The sequence below is a fragment of the Kribbella sp. HUAS MG21 genome, assembly GCF_040254265.1.
GTDB lineage: Bacteria > Actinomycetota > Actinomycetes > Propionibacteriales > Kribbellaceae > Kribbella.
The window spans coordinates 7,508,240-7,523,597 of record NZ_CP158165.1 but is presented as its reverse complement, the minus strand read 5'-3'; the positions used below and the strand labels follow the sequence as shown (position 1 = coordinate 7,523,597).

Sequence of the window (15,358 nt, the reverse complement as noted above, 5' to 3'; positions counted from 1 at the left end):
ATGACGACCTCGACACAAGCCCGCCCGTCGGTCCGGAAGGCGACCCGCGCGCGCTCCCGCACGGCGAAGCCGTCCGTCGGCCTCGGGCTCCGGATGCGCCGGCACTGGCAGCTCTACGTGATGCTCGCGCTGCCGCTGGTCTGGCTGGCGATCTTCGCCTACTGGCCGATGTACGGCGTGATCATCGCGTTCAAGGACTACAACGTGGTCTCCGGGATCCTCGGCAGCCCGTGGGTCGGGATGAAGCACTTCGACCGGTTCGTGGAGTCGTACCAGTTCTGGCGGCTGATCCGGAACACGGTGGGCCTGCACCTGTACGAGCTGGTCGCGACGTTCCCGCTGCCGATCATCCTGGCGCTGTGCCTGAACACGGTCCGGAAGAAGTGGTTCAGCCGGTCCGCCCAGCTGATCACCTACGCGCCGCACTTCATCTCCACGGTGGTCGTGGTGGGGCTGATCGTGGTCCTGACCAACCCCAGCACCGGCGTGGCGAACCGGATCATCGGGCTGTTCGGTCTCGGCCCGGTCGACTTCATGGGCGACGCCGGGCTGTTCCGGCACCTCTACGTGTGGTCGGGCGCCTGGCAGACCATGGGATTCGCGGCGATCATCTACCTGGCCGCGTTGACCAGCGTGCCGCCGGAGCTGCACGAGGCGGCGATCGTGGACGGCGCGTCGAGGCTGCGGCGGATGTGGCACATCGACCTGCCGGCGATCGTGCCGGTGGCGGTGATCCTGCTGATCCTCAACATCGGCTCGATCCTGTCCGTCGGGTTCGAGAAGGTCCTGCTGATGCAGAACAACCTGAACCTCGACGCGGCCGAAGTGATCGACACCTACGTCTACAAGATCGGTCTCGCGTCAGCGGTGCCGCAGTTCAGCTATGCGACCGCGATCGGGTTGTTCAGATCGGTGATCGGTCTGGTGCTGCTGGTGGTCGCGAACGCGTTCGCCCGGCGGTTCGCCAAGTCAAGTCTGTGGTGAGTCGGCGGTCTGGCGGTGGAGTCCCGCCGCCAGACCTGCCGACAGCAGTACGGCGCAGGTGCTGGTCATCGCGGCCAGCACCTGCACGCCGCCGAGACCGGTCGCGGTGCCGGTGCCGAGCACGATCCCGGCGGCCACCGCGAGCACGACGAGTCCGAGCCAGATCCCCAGCGCGGCGCGCTTCTCCTGCTGCGCGATCGCGGCGTACACCACCAACTGCAGTACGGCGTACGCGGAGCCGGCGATGGCGAACAGCCAGGTGTACGGGCCGAGCGCCGCGTACTTCTCCTTGCCGCCGATCACCTCGACGACGATCCCGGGCAGGATCAGCGTGCCGACGACGGCGCACGCGCCGAGACCGGCGACGGCGAAGATCGCACGCCGGAGCCGGACGGTGTCGCCGGGGGAGTTGGCCAGCGACGGGAACACCAGCACGATGACGAACTGCGGCAGGAACAGGCAGGCCTTGGCGACGATCAGGCCGGCCGCGTAGTACCCGCTGTCCTTCTCGTCGAGCAGTGCGCGGGCGAACAGGACGTCGGCGTTGGCGAGCGCGAAGAACGCGAGCAGCGTGTGCGTGCCGTGCACGGTCTCCCGCAGTACCTCCCGGATCTGCCGGCCGCTCGCACCGCGTGAGCCGCGGAGGAAGAACTGGCCGAGCGTAGCGGGTACGGCGGCACCGAGGGCGAGACCGGCCATCGCCCAGTCGAGTGAGGGGTGCACAAGCAGCGCGCCGCCACCGAGCACCAGGCGGCCGAGACCGGCGGACGTGTAGACCGCAGCCAGCTCGGTCCAGCGGTGGCTGCCCTGCAGAACGCCGAGTTGCGAGCCCATCAGCGTCAGGCCGCCCAGCGTCGGAGCGAGCAGCAGGATCGCGACGACCGAGTCGATGTGCAGCAACCACATGAACACCGGCGTCAGCAGCAGACAGAGCACGGTGAGCCCGAGCGCGGACCGGCGGCCTGCCCGCAGCATGGCGTCGGCGAGGCTCTTCGCATCGTCGCCGGTGTGCGTGGCGAGTTGGCGTGCGGCGGTGGCCTGCAGGCCGAGCGAGGCGACGTTGCCGATCAGCAGCAGACCCAGCAGCGCGGTGATCGCACCGAACTGTTCCTGCAGCAGCAGGCGGGAGCCGATCAGCGTGAATCCGTAGGCGGCGACGTTCATGATCGCCATCGCGACGGCGACGACGGTGGCGCTGCGCAGGAAGCTCTGGCGCGGAGCCTGCGGTTGCGGCGCCGGGGTGGTGCCAGAAGTCATGCTGCCCTCGGATCGTGTGAGATTTGCCGGACCTCACGGTACGGCAACGATGCCGTCGGGGAGCCGCCGGATCCGTTAATGTCCCGCCGGTGAGGAGGCTGAAGGCGGGCAGTCCGGAGCAGGTCCTGTGGCGGGCGCGGCTCGTCCTGGGCTGCCTGGCGCTGATCGCCCTGTGCTTCCAGCAGGCACCCGGTCAGATCATCCCGGACCGGAGGCTCGAACTGACCGCCGGGCCGGACGACTTCCTGGCCCGCGCGCTGCACCTGTGGGATCCGCACACCGGCTTCGGTCAGCTGCAGAGCGACACGTACGGCTACCTCCTTCCGCTAGGACCGTTCCACTGGCTGTTCGACACGCTGTCGGTGCCCGATTGGGTAACACAACGCCTCTGGTGGTCGCTGGTCTTGTGCGTCGGCTTCCTCGGGGTGTGGAAGCTGTGCAACGTCCTGCGGTACGGCGTCGCGTGGACGCGCTTCGCTGCCGCACTGCTCTATGTCTTGGTCCCACGCGCGTTCGGCGAGCTGCCGATCGAGGTATGGCCGATGGCGCTGGCTCCTTGGGTACTACTGCCGCTCGTCTCGCCACGTCCTCGCTCCGGTTGGTGGCGCGCGAGCTGGTCGGCGCTCGCCTTCGCGCTGATCGGCGGCGCCAACCCGGTAGCCGGCGCCGCGACCCTCGTCGTACCGGCCGGCTGGCTCGTCGCCCGTGCCAGGGTGAAGCTCCTGCTGGTCTGGGCGGGCTTCGTGGTCGCAGTGTCGACCTGGTGGCTGATCCCGCTGCTCATGTCGATCACGTACGGCGCTACGCCGCCGGCTCCACGCTGGTTGCCGGTAGCGGGTGTTGTCGTCGGACTGCCGCTTGCCGTCGCCGCAGCGCACTACCTGCGGCGCCTGACGACTCTGAGCGTCTCCCGCGGCGTCCACCGTCGCGTCGTACCAGCGCTCGCCGTCTGTCTCGCAGTGGCCGCCGCGCTCATCCGGCCGGCAGGCGCGGTCGCAGCGATTCCGGCGCACTGGGAGCAGACAGCGCACTGGCTGGACGAGCAGACCGCGCCGGGGAGCGTGCTGGTGCTGTCGGCGTCCACCGAACCGCTCGCGGTCCTGGTCGAGCGTCCTCTGGCTGCGCTGACCGACGACATGGCGCGCCGCATTGATTCCGGCGTGGGTGACAAGGCGCTGCGCCAGGAGCTGACCCGCAACGGCGTCCGCTACGTTGTCGTGCGCAACGACCGGCAGGACAGTACGCCGGCCCTGGCGATCCACGAGAGCCTCGCCGACGCGGGCATCGCGCGGGTGGCGTACTTCGGCCCGGCCGGCCAGACCCGGCTGCCGTACCCGATGGTCGAGATCTACGACGTCGGCGCGACCACACCGGGCCGGCTGATCCCGCAGTCCCGGCTGGTCGCCGTCGGTGGCACCGCCGACGACGTACCGACCGTGGTGTCCGCGCTCGGTGGTGACGGCGCCGCGGTGCTGCGGAACGACGCGAGCAACAAGCTCGACCAGTTGCCGCTGATCGAGGCGCGGGACCAGGAGGTCGACCGGCAGCCGAGTGCCGTCGTACTGCGGAACCGGCAGATCGGGCGGTCGGCGTGTCTGCACGTCGGGGCGCGGGCGTTGTGCAGTCCGGACCAGGCGAAGGAGTCCGCCGAGCCGAACGGCCTGAGCCGTGGCGTGCAGCTCCCGCAGGCAGCGTCGTACCAGCTGCGCGGGATCGCGTTGCCGAAGGACGGCGAGACGCTCGAACAGCTGCTCGCGGTGCCGGGCGCGGTCACCGCCACCGCGTCGTCGCGCGCTGTCAGCGCGCCGGAAGCGCGGCCGGGAGCAGCCGTCGACCGCGATCCCGGCACCGGGTGGCTGGCCGCGCCGGACGACCCGAAGCCGAGCCTGACCTTGAAGTTGCCCGCGGCAAGAAGCGTCCAGGGCCTGCGGTTCCGGGCCGACGCCTACCTGAGCGGCTCGCGGCCCGCGGAGGTGACTGTCGCATTCGACGGCGGCGCCTCGCTGAACGCCGCGGTCGACGCGGACGGGTTCGTCCGGTTCCCGCCGCGGCAGGGACGGACGATCAGGATCGACTTCACGGCGACCAAGCCGCTGCAGGACGCGCGGACCAGCCCGGTCGGCGTGACTGAGGTCGAGCTGCTGGGTGCGGACGATCTCCGCAAGGCGGTCGCCCCGCAGGGGCGCGTCCCGACGTACTGCGGCAACGGGCCGGCGGTGCGCGTGGACGGCGTACCGATGCGCACCCAGGTCGCGGCCACGATGCGGGACCTGCTGCAACGGCGGCCGATCGCGTTCAGCCTCTGCGGTCCGCTGTCGACGGTGCCGCTGCGCTCCGGGCATCACCAGCTCGAGCTGGAGCCGAACGGCGGGCTGGTACCGATCGAAGCGACGCTGGCCAAGGCAGGCTTCGGTGACATGGCCGTGACGCCGGTGCAGGGTGTCGACGTGTGGCGTCCGAACCCTGCCGAGCTGACGGTCGAGGTGCCGGGAGCCGACGAGCAGTCCGTCCTGGCGATCGCGCAGAACTACACCGAGGGCTGGGAGGCTTACGACGGCAGCGGCCGGAAGCTCACGCCCATCCGGGTAGGCGGCTGGCAGCAGGGCTGGCTGCTGCCGGCCGGACCGGAGCAGGTGGTCACGGCACGTTTCATGCCGGACCGGACCTACCGCGCCGGGCTGCTGCTCGGACTGGTCGCGCTGATTGCGGTAGCTGCTGTGGCCGTCTTCTTCCCGAAGCGCACGAGCGGCCGTTCGACCAAGCGGTAGCTGACCGCTGCCAGCACGACAGACGCCAGCAACGCCACAGGCAGCTGTACCGCGAACGGCCCGTCCAGCAGTCCTAGTACGACGAACTGGTACGCCACGACGCCGTACGACAGCTGTGCACCGAGCCGCGCCGGGCGGCTGCCCAGCACCTGGACTGTCCGAGCCGTGGGAGTCAGAACCGGGAAGAGCACACAGGCGACGGCCGCGGTGTAGAGGAGGCTCTTGACGAACGCCTGCGCCGGGGTGGGAGCAGAGAGGTCGTAAGGACCGGCCAACGGAGTGGCTGCGATCAGGAGGAGGGCTGCGGCGATTCCCCACAGCGTCCCGGGGACCCTGGTCAGCGTGTCGAGGGTCGACGGGCCGAGCCGACCTGTGGCGCGGGCGACCTGCCAGAGCGCCATGCCCATGCCGACGGCGTACCAGCCGAGGTAGCCGGGCAGCCAGAGACCTGCCTCCGGGTGGCCGGTCGCCATGACCGCGGCCATCCAGACGGGGCCGAGGATCGTCAGGGCAACCAGAACCAGGAGGCGCCAGCGGACGCTGCGTCGCGTGGGGCGCTCGTAGCCGGTCAACAGCCGGCCTAGTCCAGGAAGCAGTAAATAGAAGGGGAGTGGCGTCAGGACCGCCCAGCGCAGGTACGTCGTTGCCGGCTCCGGCACGAGGACGATCGACAGCACCACAGTCACCAGCAGTGCGGGGAGGATGCGCAGGGCGCGGCCACGCAGGTACGGCAAGGTCAGCGGCGGCAGCGTGCCGGAGAACCACGCCAGCACGTGCGGCCGGTAGAGCAGGAACCCGGACAGCGCGCAGAAGATCGCCCAGCCGACGTCCAGCCGCGCCACGACCCCGGCGAACGGCGCCTGCGTGTGCAGCCCGACCTGTGACGTCACAACCGCGGCCGCCGCGATCACCCGCAGGCCGTCGACCGCCGGGAAGCGGGTCATGAGCCTTCTCCCTTGTGGGCGGTCCAGATCGCCGTACCGGGGACGAACCGGCCGCGCTCGGGGCCCCAGCCGCCCCAGACGAGGTCGTGCCCGGCCGGCCACTCCGGCTCCAGGAGGTCGTCGACGACGAACCCGGAGCCGGTCAGCGCCCGGATCCAGTCGCCGGTGGTGCGGTGGTGCTCCGCGTAGACCGGCGTGCCGGCCGCGTCGACCTCGACGTACGGCGTCCGGTCGAAGTACGAATGGGTGATCCGTAGGCCTGCCGGGGACGGGTCGTCGGGCATCGTCCAGCGGATCGGGTGGGTCACCGAGAAGACCAGCAGGCCGCCCGGCCGCAGGACGCGCGCGATCTCGCGGAACGCCGTACCGACGTCGGCCACGAACGGTAGCGCGCCGAACGCCGAGCAGACGATGTCGAACGCCGCGTCCCGGTAGGGGAGCGCGACGGCGTCGGCGGCCACTGTGCGGACCGCGGTGCCGGTGCGAGCGTCGAGCTGCTGCGCCATCCGGAGCTGCTCGACGGATATGTCGAAGGCGACCACGTCGGCGCCCTGGGTCACCAGCCAGCGGGAACACTGCGCGGCGCCGCAGCCGACCTCGAGGATCCGCTTCCCGCGGACGGGCCCGAGCAGCTGCGCCGCCTCCTCGTCGACACCCTCCGGCGACCAGACGAACCGGTCGTCACCGAGGAAGTCGCCGTGCTCGGCCAGGTACTCCGCGGCCGCCGAGTCCCAGTACGTCCGGCTGGCGCGTGACGTCTGGGCCTCCGTCAGCTCGATCCTCTGCGGCTCCACCACCGCATCACCCTAAGGGACCTCGGAGTCTGCAGCCTCCGAGGCCGTGGATCAGTTCTCCAGTTTGTTGTCGGCGTACACGGTCATCGCGTCGCGCAGGTACTCGACGACGGCGTCGTCGCCGTTGCCGATGTTCTGCCGGAACCGCTCGTCGTCGACGTACATCTGTCCGAGACCCTTGTACGCATCCCGTGTCGGCGTCCAGAACAGGCAGGTGACCTCGTAGTGCAGCTGGATCAGCTCCTGCACACTCAGCTCGGTCACGGCGACTCCTTCCGCCTTGAGCGCGGCCAGTCCTTCGTGGACCCGGGTGTAGCCCGTCCGGGCCTTCTCCGCGTCCGCGTCGGTCCAGCCCTGCATCCGCTGGTAGCTCGCGTCGACCGCAGCGTCGCCCCAGCGCTCGCGCGCCTCGGCCTCGTACGGGTTGTGCTCGAATCCTTCGAAGACCTTCTCCGGTGACATCTCTCCTCCTTTCCGCAGGTTCTCGATGGTGGCGTCGACGGTCCGGACCAGCCGGCCCAGGCGCAGCTGCTCCTCGACCAGCCACTCCTTGTGCCTGGCGAGCACCTCGATCACGTCCTGCCCGTCGCGGCGCGCGATCACGTCGCCGACCACGTCCAGGCTCAGTCCGAGGTCCCGGAGCAGGAGGATCTGCTGCAACCGCAGCAGCTGCTCCTGCTCGTAGTACCGCCGCCCGTTGGGGGCGACGCGGGCCGGCACCAGCAGACCGATGGAGTGGTAGTGCCGGAGCGTCCGCGAGGTGACACCGGAGGACCGGGCCACTTCCGCGATCGACCACGCCATTCCCACCGCTCCTTTCCGTCGACAGCCCCGACCGTAGATGTTGCCGTTACGTCAACTTCAAGCCGATTTGGCAGGATCGGGGCCATGAGCGACTTCGCGGCGAGCGCCGTGCCCCTGACCGGCGGGTACGGCGGGCAGACGTTCGCGGTCAGCGCCGGCGACGAGGACGCCGTCATCAAGTTCTACGCGCGGGACCCCGAGCGGGCCGCCGTCGACGCCGCGCTGCTCGAACTGGTGCGCGGGCTGCTGCCGGTGCCGCGGGTTCTGGACCTGAAGCGGGACGGTTCGTACGACGATCCGCCGTACCTGCTGACCGAGCGACTGCCGGGGATCAACCTGCAGGTCTTCCTGGAGACGGCGACCGCGGACCAGCGCCAGAGGGTCGGGACCCAGCTCGGCGAGCTGCTGGCGCGGCTGAGCGGCATGCCGTTCCTGCGGGCCGGCATGTTCCGGGACGGTGAGCTGAGCGTGGAGCCGTTCGGCCTCGGTGACCTGACGGAGTACCTCGCCGGTCTGGACCTGGAGCTGGGCGACGGGTTCGCGGCCGTGATCGACGAGGCGGAGGACCTGCTGGCCGGCGGAGCGGACCGCGCCTGCCTCGTGCACAGCGACTTCAACCCGAAGAACCTGCTGGTCGACCCCGGTACGGCGCGGATCACCGGGCTGATCGACTGGGAGTTCAGCCACGCCGGGTCGCCGTACGCCGATCTTGGCAACCTGCTGCGGTTCTCCGAGGACCCTGTCCTGGCCGCGGCGGTGCTGGAGCCATTGCGTGGGATGGGCCTGGGGGACCGGCTGGTCGAGCGTGGCCGGGCCGCCGACCTGTGGGCGCTGCTGGACCTCGCCCAGCGGGCCGCGGAGAACGAGGTGGCGGCCGCCGCGCACCGGCTGGTCTCCCGAATGGCGGACACGGGCACGCTGGCCGGCGGCCGTCCGCCCCTCGGCGTCGTACATTGAGAACAGTGGCACGTCGGGAGACCTCGGCGGGCGGCCGGTGACCCCGGGTGCCCCAGGTTGTGCTGTCTTCGTCAAGACCGGTATTCTGTGAGATGCGCTATGGGCCCGCGCGACCTCGGACGGAGCAGGCTCGTGACTCGCAGCAGTCGGTGGTGAATCTGTCGTCGTCAGGCAATCCCGCGGTTTGGTGCGATCCAAAGGACCATGGCACAACCGCACGACACCACCAGTCCACGGAGCAACCCACCACATGACGGCCAGCATCGAGGCTCCCCTCGACCCCGCAGTGCGCAACACCCCGCAGGTAGCGGTCAATGACATCGGGTCGGAGGAAGACTTCCTCGCGGCGATCGATCAGACCATCAAGTACTTCAACGACGGCGACATCGTCGAGGGCACCATCGTCAAGGTCGACCGGGACGAGGTCCTGCTCGACATCGGTTACAAGACCGAGGGCGTGATCCCCTCCCGCGAACTGTCGATCAAGCACGACGTCGACCCGAACGAGGTCGTCAACGTCGGCGACCACGTCGAGGCCCTGGTTCTCCAGAAGGAGGACAAGGAAGGCCGTCTGATCCTCTCGAAGAAGCGCGCCCAGTACGAGAAGGCCTGGGGCACGATCGAGAAGATCAAGGAGGAGGACGGCGTCGTCACCGGCACCGTCATCGAGGTCGTCAAGGGTGGTCTCATCCTCGACATCGGCCTCCGTGGCTTCCTCCCGGCCTCGCTCGTCGAGATGCGCCGGGTCCGCGACCTCCAGCCGTACGTCGGCCAGGAGATCGAGGCGAAGATCATCGAGCTGGACAAGAACCGCAACAACGTGGTCCTGTCCCGCCGCGCCTGGCTGGAGCAGACCCAGTCCGAGGTGCGGATGAACTTCCTCACCCAGCTGCAGAAGGGCCAGATCCGCAAGGGCGTCGTGTCCTCGATCGTCAACTTCGGTGCGTTCGTGGACCTCGGCGGCGTCGACGGCCTGGTGCACGTGTCGGAGCTGTCCTGGAAGCACATCGACCACCCGACCGAGGTCGTCGAGGTCGGCCAGGAGGTCACCGTCGAGGTGCTGGACGTCGACATGGACCGCGAGCGCGTCTCGCTGTCGCTGAAGGCGACCCAGGAAGACCCGTGGCAGCAGTTCGCCCGGACCCACCAGATGGGCCAGATCGTGCCCGGCAAGGTCACCAAGCTGGTTCCGTTCGGTGCGTTCGTCCGCGTGGAGGAGGGCATCGAGGGTCTGGTGCACATCTCCGAGCTGGCCGAGCGGCACGTCGAGATCCCGGAGCAGGTCGTCCAGGTCAACGACGACGTCATGGTCAAGATCATCGACATCGACCTGGAGCGGCGCCGGATCTCGCTGTCGCTCAAGCAGGCCAACGAGGGTGTCGACCCGGTCTCGGACGACTTCGACCCGACGCTCTACGGCATGACGGCGACGTACGACGAGCAGGGCAACTACATCTACCCGGAGGGCTTCGACCCGGAGACGGGCGAGTGGCTCGAGGGCTTCGACAAGCAGCGTGAGGAGTGGGAGCGGCAGTACGCCGAGGCCCACGCGCGCTGGGAGGCCCACAAGAAGCAGATCGAGGAGGCCAAGACGGCCGACGTGGAGGCCGGCGAGGCGTCCTCGTACTCCTCGGCCGCTGCCCCGAAGGACGACGCCCCGGTCGAGGGTGCGCTCGCTTCCGACGAGGCGCTGCAGGCGCTCCGCGAGAAGCTGACCGGCCAGGGCTGATCGGCTAGCTCACTCCGAGACCCCCGCATCCGCACCGGATGCGGGGGTCTCGCACGTCCGCCCCACGCTGACCTTGAGCACCCACCAACCATTTCGCCGGCCCGAAAACGGTTGGTTGGTGCCCAAAGTCGAGGGGCGGCTAGGGTGCGGGGGTGCTGAGAGTGGGACTGACCGGCGGGATCGGATCCGGGAAGAGCGCGGTGTCGGCGCGGCTGGCGGAGCGCGGGGCCGTGGTGATCGACTCGGACGTGCTGGCCCGGGAAGTGGTTGCGAAGGGCACCGACGGGCTGGCCGAGGTGGTGGCCGCGTTCGGTTCCGGCGTACTGACGGCCGCGGGCGAGCTGGACCGGCCGGCGGTCGGGAAGATCGTGTTCGGCGACGACGCCGCTCGGCGGAAGCTCGAGGCGATCATCCACCCGCGGGTCCGGGCACGGGCCGCGGAGATCGAGGACCAGGCGGACGCGGACGCGATCGTCGTCCACGACATCCCGCTGCTGGTCGAGACCGGTCAGGCCGACCGCTTCGACGTGGTGCTCGTGGTCGACGTACCGGTCGAGGTCCAGCTGCGGCGGCTGACCACGCAGCGCGGCATGGACGCCGCGGAGGCCGAGCAACGGATCGCCAGCCAGGCCTCCCGCGAGGACCGGCTCGCGGTCGCGGACGTGGTGGTCGACAACTCCGGCAGCCTGGCCGACCTGGACCGCCGCGTGGACGAGGTGTGGAACACATTCACGGACCGGTCAGGCCACGGTCCGGACACGAAAAGGTGACCCCTGCGCGGTAAATGATGTTTCCGGGACCGGCTGTACGAGAATCTGTCCCGGTCCGGCCCGCGGTGATCATGCTCGGCAGTTCGTCAGCAGTTCGTCGGGGAGGCCGGCCACGGACCGGTGCGCCCCGCGCCGGTCCGGACGTCCGAGGTTGGGAGGATGGCGTGGTTTGTCCGCGCTGCAGCTCTGACGTCCCCGAGGTGTCGCACTTCTGTCATCACTGTGGCAGCGACGTGCGCACCGGGGACGCGGAGCGGAAGAACGCGTACGCCGCGAGGCCGGACGAGCCGGTGGCGTCGTTCAAGCTGGTCTCGACAATCATGCCGCAGGGCTCCGGCCAGCAGCCGTACACCTACAAGGTCGCGCTGGGCATCGCCCTGCTGCTGACCGTGGTGACGGCCGCGCTCGGCGCGCTGCCGGTGGCGATCATGATCGCGGCGTTCGCGATCCCGATCGTCTACATCATCTACTTGTACGACGTGAACCTCTGGGAGGACGAGCCGATCCCGGTGGTCGCCGCAGCCTTCGTGCTGACCGGCGTACTCGCCGCGGTGTTCACCTGGCTCTGGTCCGACCAGCTCGCGCTCTCCATCGACACGATCGGCAGTAACAGCGCCGGGCCGTCGTTGCGGGACCTGCTGATCCTGCTGTTGCTGGTGCCCGTGGTGTCCGAGCTGATCCGCCAGGTCGGCCCGCTCTACCTCGCGTCGCGGCCGCGGTACGACGACCTGATGGACGGCTTCACCTTCGGCGTCGTGGCCGGCGTCGGCTTCGCGTGCTTCGAGACCCTGGTGCTGCACTGGGGCTGGATCAGCGGCGGCTTCGCCGGACCGGGCAGCAGCGCCGGGACGTGGATCTCGATCGTCGTACTGCACGGCTTCATCAAGCCGCTGATCTACGGCTCGGCGACCGGTCTCGCGGGTGCGGAGTTCTCCGGCCTCGGTGAGGGGTACGACGGGTTCACGCCGCGCTGGGTGGGCGCTCTGCTCCAGGCGATGGCGGTGAACGCGCTGTTCCACGGCGGTGTGTACCTGCTGGCGTTCGTCGGCGGGCACGGCTCGACGATCGGCTCGATCCTCGGCGTGGTCTGGGGCCTGTTACTGCTCGGCGCGCTGATCATCCGGGTCCGGACGGTCTTGCACAAGGGTCTGCTCGAGGCGGCGCTGGAGTCGGCCGCGCGTGGTGGTTCCAACCACGCGTCCGGGGACCTGGCGTTCTGCTCGCGCTGCGAGATGCCGCTCCTGCCGCACTCCGACTTCTGCTCCGCCTGCGGTAACTCGGTCCGTTCGGTGCCGAAGTCCGCACGTGGGGTATCAGCGACGACGACCGGCGCGACGACTGGGGAGACGCGGGCATGAGCAACCAGCAGCCGCCGTACGGTGGTCAGGGCGGACAGCAGCCGTACGGCGGACAGCCGGGGCAGCACGGACAACAGCCGGGCCAGCCCGGGCAGCAGGGCCAGCCTGGGCAGCACGCGCAGCCGGGGCAGCCGGGTCAGCAGCCTGGTTACGGGCAGCAGCCGGGGTATGGGCAGCAGCCGCCCCAGCAGCCGGGCTACGGCGGCCAGCAGCCGCCCTACCCGTCGCAGGGCCAGCCACCGCAGGGCCAGCCTCCGCAGGGCTTCCCCGGTCAGCAGCCGCAGTACCAGCAGCAACAGCAGCAGGGGTACCCGGGTCAGCAGCAGGGCTTCCCCGGTCAGCAGCAGTACGGCGGCCAGCAGCAGTACGGCGGGTACAACCAGCAGCCGCCGCGCAAGGGCGGTGGCAGCAGCAAGACCCTGCTGATCGCGGGTGGCGCGTTCGCCGCGGTCGCGATCATCGGCGTCGTACTGGCGCTGATCTTCCGCGGCGGCGACGACGAGACCGCCAACCCGAACCCGGCCCCGACGTCCGAGCCGACCTCCCAGCCGACGGAACAGCCGACCGGGGAACCGACGGGCGAGCCGACGGAGGAGCCGACCGGTTCGCCGACCACGTCGCCGAGCGAGGAGCCCACCGGGGAGCCCAGCAACGGCGACGAGGGCATCCAGGTCGCCGAGGGCATCTACGTGAAGCCCCAGCCCGGCTACATCCGCAAGAGCCTCAAGGACTTCAAGGGCGTCTACCTGCTCAAGCAGGGCGAGGCCTACTTCATGGTGCAGGCCGCCAAGGGCGGCGGTACGACGGCCGCGACCCTGCTGCCGCAGCTGCTGAAGGCGGAGACCAAGGGCCTGTCCGGGGTCAAGTCCAACCAGCCGAAGGAGACCCGGCCGGGGCCGGACGACAAGACCCCGGTCAAGGTCGTGATGACGCAGAGCTACAGCGCGGTCGCGACGACCCAGAGCGGCAGTATGTCCGTGGTCGGGTTCGTCGCGGTGATCGAGCGCAACGACGGCGTACTGACCGCGATTCGCGTGTACGGGCGCCGCGACAAGCTCGCCAGCGTCGACGCGGACTCCACGGCGATGCTGCGGTCGGTGGTCAAGAGTCAGTGAGCGGAAAGCGAGACAAGGGCGCGGGCGGCAACCCCTGGGTCAACCAGCCCGGGCCGGACGCCGACGACGACGTCGAGCCGGAGGAGCAGCTCCCGCCGTCGCCCTGGAACCTCGAGGTCCAGCCGCCCCCGTCACCGTGGGGCGGCCAGGCCGGCCCGGGCGGGGGCAGCGGCCCCGGCGGCGGGCCGGGGCCTGGCGGTGGGCCGGCGACGGAGACGTCGTCGGCCTGGGGTGACAAGGTCGGGCCGCCGTCGCTGCGCCGGCCGCCGCCGCCGAAGAAGAAGCTCGCGATCCCGCCGCTGCTGATCCCGATCGGCGCCGGCCTGCTCGTGGTCGCGATCGTGGCCGTCGTCCTGGTGGCGCTGTCCGGCGGCGACGAGAAGGCCGGCCCGACGACGCCCAGTACGCCGGTCAGTACGCCGACCGCGCCGAAGTCGTCGTACCAGCCGCCGCCGAACGCGCTCCCGGTCGGGTTCGGGGTCTCGATCGTCCCCGTCCAGGGCTGGGTCGAGGTCACCAAGGAGAAGCGCGGCAAGCAGGTCGCGATCTACCCGCCGAACAAGACCGAGGACGCGCGGGCGTTCTTGTGGGTGCGCCAGAAGCAGGACGTCACCGCGAACGCGTACGTGCTCGGGATCGTCGAGGGCGAGACCGAGGAGGAGATCGCCCAGCTCGGCAACGTACGGAACCTGCCGTGCCCGAAGGACGTCTTGGTGGAGTGCGTCGCACTCGACTACACGTCCTCCTACAAGCACGCCGACGGCACGGAGGTGAAGGTGAAGGGCTCCGTCGAGGCGTACCGGCGCAAGGACGGCGTGGTCACCGCGCTGGACTTCCGGACCCGGGCCGACTTCGCCCAGAAGGCCGAGGCGGACGCCGCGGTGATGAAGAAGTCCGTGATCGACAGCCTGTGACCGAAGCCGTGTGACTGAAGCCCTGTGGGCAGTGCAGCATCCCCAGAACTACCGCGAGGAAGAACTATGAGTCAGCAGTACGGTCCACCGCCGGGCCCGCCGCCGGCACCCGCTCCCGGCGGTTGGGGCACCGGGCAGCAGGCGCCGCACGCCCCCCACGGTCCGCAGGGCCCGCAGGGCGGTCCGGGCGGTGCCGGCGGCGGCGTGCCAGGCGGTCGCGGGCCGGGTGGTGGCGGGCCGGGTGGTGGCTGGGGTCCCGGCCCGATGCGGCCGAGCCACCCGCCGAAGCCGAACCGGACGCCGTGGATCATCATGGCCGCCGCGATCGTCGCGGTCCTGCTGGTCGCGGTCGGCGTCGTACTGCTGGTGAACGGCAAGGACGACACGCCGGTGGCGGGCGGGGACGGCCCGCAGACGCCGGAGCCGATCGGCACCATGTACACGCCGTCGCCGACGCCGACCCCGGACGACGCCAAGGGCCCGAACGACGTCGGCGTCGAGGTCGGCTACGGGATCTGGTTCACGCCGTCCAAGGGCTGGCTGCCGGACTGGGACAAGACCAAGGCCGGGAAGAACTACATCCTCCAGCAGTTCAACGCCCGCGGGCTGATCGACGGGTACTACTGGGTCCGCCAGACCGAGCTGTACGACGCCAAGGGCTTCGCGGAGCACCTGGTCGACGTCGAGTCGAACGGGATGGAGGGTGTGCGGATCGGCCAGGGCACCGTGTGCCGGCCGGCGAACCCGAAGATCAAGGCCTGCTACGCGCTCACCTACACCGGGATCTGGGTCGCGAAGAACGGCACCCGGATCCCGTTCCAGGGCTTCGTGACCGCCTACCAGGACCAGTTCGACCGGGTGACGGCCACCGACGCGGGTCTCGAGGTCCGGGTCTACGCCCGCCGCGTGAACGAGCTGATCTACATGAACAACAGCGTGATCAAGAGCTTCTGAGGGCCCGATC

The 15,358-nt window shown here is 70.0% G+C and carries 13 protein-coding genes; 9 read left to right on the top strand and 4 right to left on the bottom strand.

Annotated features, from left to right (window positions below; all coding sequences use genetic code 11):
• Positions 1–984, top strand: a complete 984-nt coding sequence (locus ABN611_RS36360; protein WP_350276834.1) for an ABC transporter permease subunit — start codon at positions 1–3, stop codon at positions 982–984.
• Here the strand turns inward: ABN611_RS36360 and ABN611_RS36355 are convergent.
• On the bottom strand, positions 970–2,241 hold the full coding sequence (locus tag ABN611_RS36355; RefSeq protein WP_350276833.1) for a polysaccharide biosynthesis protein: 1,272 nt from the start codon (positions 2,239–2,241) through the stop codon (positions 970–972). The genes ABN611_RS36360 and ABN611_RS36355 overlap by 15 nt on opposite strands.
• Positions 2,242–2,330: 89 nt before the next feature.
• Between ABN611_RS36355 and ABN611_RS36350 the strand changes: the two genes are divergently transcribed.
• A complete protein-coding gene (locus ABN611_RS36350) occupies positions 2,331–5,009 on the top strand; it encodes an alpha-(1->3)-arabinofuranosyltransferase family protein (RefSeq protein WP_350276832.1) in 2,679 nt (892 codons plus the stop codon).
• Here ABN611_RS36350 and ABN611_RS36345 read toward each other — a convergent pair.
• From ABN611_RS36345 to ABN611_RS36335, 3 genes are read right to left on the bottom strand one after another with little or no spacing between them, the layout of a single operon-like run.
• On the bottom strand, positions 4,907–5,953 hold the full coding sequence (locus ABN611_RS36345) for an acyltransferase (RefSeq protein ID WP_350276831.1): 1,047 nt from the start codon (positions 5,951–5,953) through the stop codon (positions 4,907–4,909). The genes ABN611_RS36350 and ABN611_RS36345 overlap by 103 nt on opposite strands.
• Positions 5,950–6,750, bottom strand: coding sequence for a class I SAM-dependent methyltransferase (locus ABN611_RS36340; protein ID WP_350276830.1), 801 nt, complete (start codon positions 6,748–6,750; stop codon positions 5,950–5,952). Before ABN611_RS36340 ends, ABN611_RS36345 begins: the two co-directional genes overlap by 4 nt.
• A 48-nt stretch (positions 6,751–6,798) precedes the next feature.
• A complete protein-coding gene (locus tag ABN611_RS36335) occupies positions 6,799–7,551 on the bottom strand; it encodes a TipAS antibiotic-recognition domain-containing protein (RefSeq protein WP_350276829.1) in 753 nt (250 codons plus the stop codon).
• Between the two features lie 84 nt (positions 7,552–7,635).
• Between ABN611_RS36335 and ABN611_RS36330 the strand changes: the two genes are divergently transcribed.
• From ABN611_RS36330 to ABN611_RS36300, 7 genes are all read left to right on the top strand, one after another.
• On the top strand, positions 7,636–8,508 hold the full coding sequence (locus tag ABN611_RS36330) for a phosphotransferase (protein ID WP_350276828.1): 873 nt from the start codon (positions 7,636–7,638) through the stop codon (positions 8,506–8,508).
• Positions 8,509–8,758: 250 nt separating this feature from the next.
• The gene (rpsA, locus tag ABN611_RS36325; RefSeq protein WP_350276827.1) at positions 8,759–10,237 is read left to right on the top strand and encodes a 30S ribosomal protein S1; all 1,479 of its coding nucleotides are present in this window, start codon (positions 8,759–8,761) and stop codon (positions 10,235–10,237) included.
• Between the two features lie 155 nt (positions 10,238–10,392).
• Positions 10,393–11,007: a dephospho-CoA kinase gene (gene coaE / locus ABN611_RS36320; RefSeq protein WP_350281730.1), complete on the top strand. Its 615-nt coding sequence runs from the start codon at positions 10,393–10,395 to the stop codon at positions 11,005–11,007.
• A 233-nt stretch (positions 11,008–11,240) separates the two neighbouring features.
• On the top strand, positions 11,241–12,365 hold the full coding sequence (locus ABN611_RS36315) for a PrsW family glutamic-type intramembrane protease (protein ID WP_350276826.1): 1,125 nt from the start codon (positions 11,241–11,243) through the stop codon (positions 12,363–12,365).
• Positions 12,362–13,480: a PT domain-containing protein gene (locus ABN611_RS36310; RefSeq protein WP_350276825.1), complete on the top strand. Its 1,119-nt coding sequence runs from the start codon at positions 12,362–12,364 to the stop codon at positions 13,478–13,480. The genes ABN611_RS36315 and ABN611_RS36310 overlap by 4 nt, the downstream gene beginning before the upstream one ends.
• A complete protein-coding gene (locus ABN611_RS36305) occupies positions 13,477–14,394 on the top strand; it encodes a hypothetical protein (protein WP_350276824.1) in 918 nt (305 codons plus the stop codon). Before ABN611_RS36310 ends, ABN611_RS36305 begins: the two co-directional genes overlap by 4 nt.
• 66 nt (positions 14,395–14,460) lie before the next feature.
• Positions 14,461–15,348 (top strand): hypothetical protein, encoded by an 888-nt coding sequence (locus ABN611_RS36300; RefSeq protein WP_350276823.1) that lies wholly within the window; start codon positions 14,461–14,463, stop codon positions 15,346–15,348.
• Positions 15,349–15,358: the final 10 nt, after the last annotated feature.

Bases quoted from the DNA above. Each gene is read 5' to 3' on its own strand.
- ABN611_RS36330 (WP_350276828.1), top strand. From the start codon at position 7,636: ATGAGCGACTTCGCGGCGAGCGCCGTGCCCCTGACCGGCGGGTACGGC.
- ABN611_RS36335 (WP_350276829.1), bottom strand. From the start codon at position 7,551: ATGGCGTGGTCGATCGCGGAAGTGGCCCGGTCCTCCGGTGTCACCTCG.
- ABN611_RS36300 (WP_350276823.1), top strand. From the start codon at position 14,461: ATGAGTCAGCAGTACGGTCCACCGCCGGGCCCGCCGCCGGCACCCGCT.
- ABN611_RS36360 (WP_350276834.1), top strand. From the start codon at position 1: ATGACGACCTCGACACAAGCCCGCCCGTCGGTCCGGAAGGCGACCCGC.
- ABN611_RS36310 (WP_350276825.1), top strand. From the start codon at position 12,362: ATGAGCAACCAGCAGCCGCCGTACGGTGGTCAGGGCGGACAGCAGCCG.
- ABN611_RS36345 (WP_350276831.1), bottom strand. From the start codon at position 5,953: ATGACCCGCTTCCCGGCGGTCGACGGCCTGCGGGTGATCGCGGCGGCC.
- rpsA (WP_350276827.1), top strand. From the start codon at position 8,759: ATGACGGCCAGCATCGAGGCTCCCCTCGACCCCGCAGTGCGCAACACC.
- ABN611_RS36355 (WP_350276833.1), bottom strand. From the start codon at position 2,241: ATGACTTCTGGCACCACCCCGGCGCCGCAACCGCAGGCTCCGCGCCAG.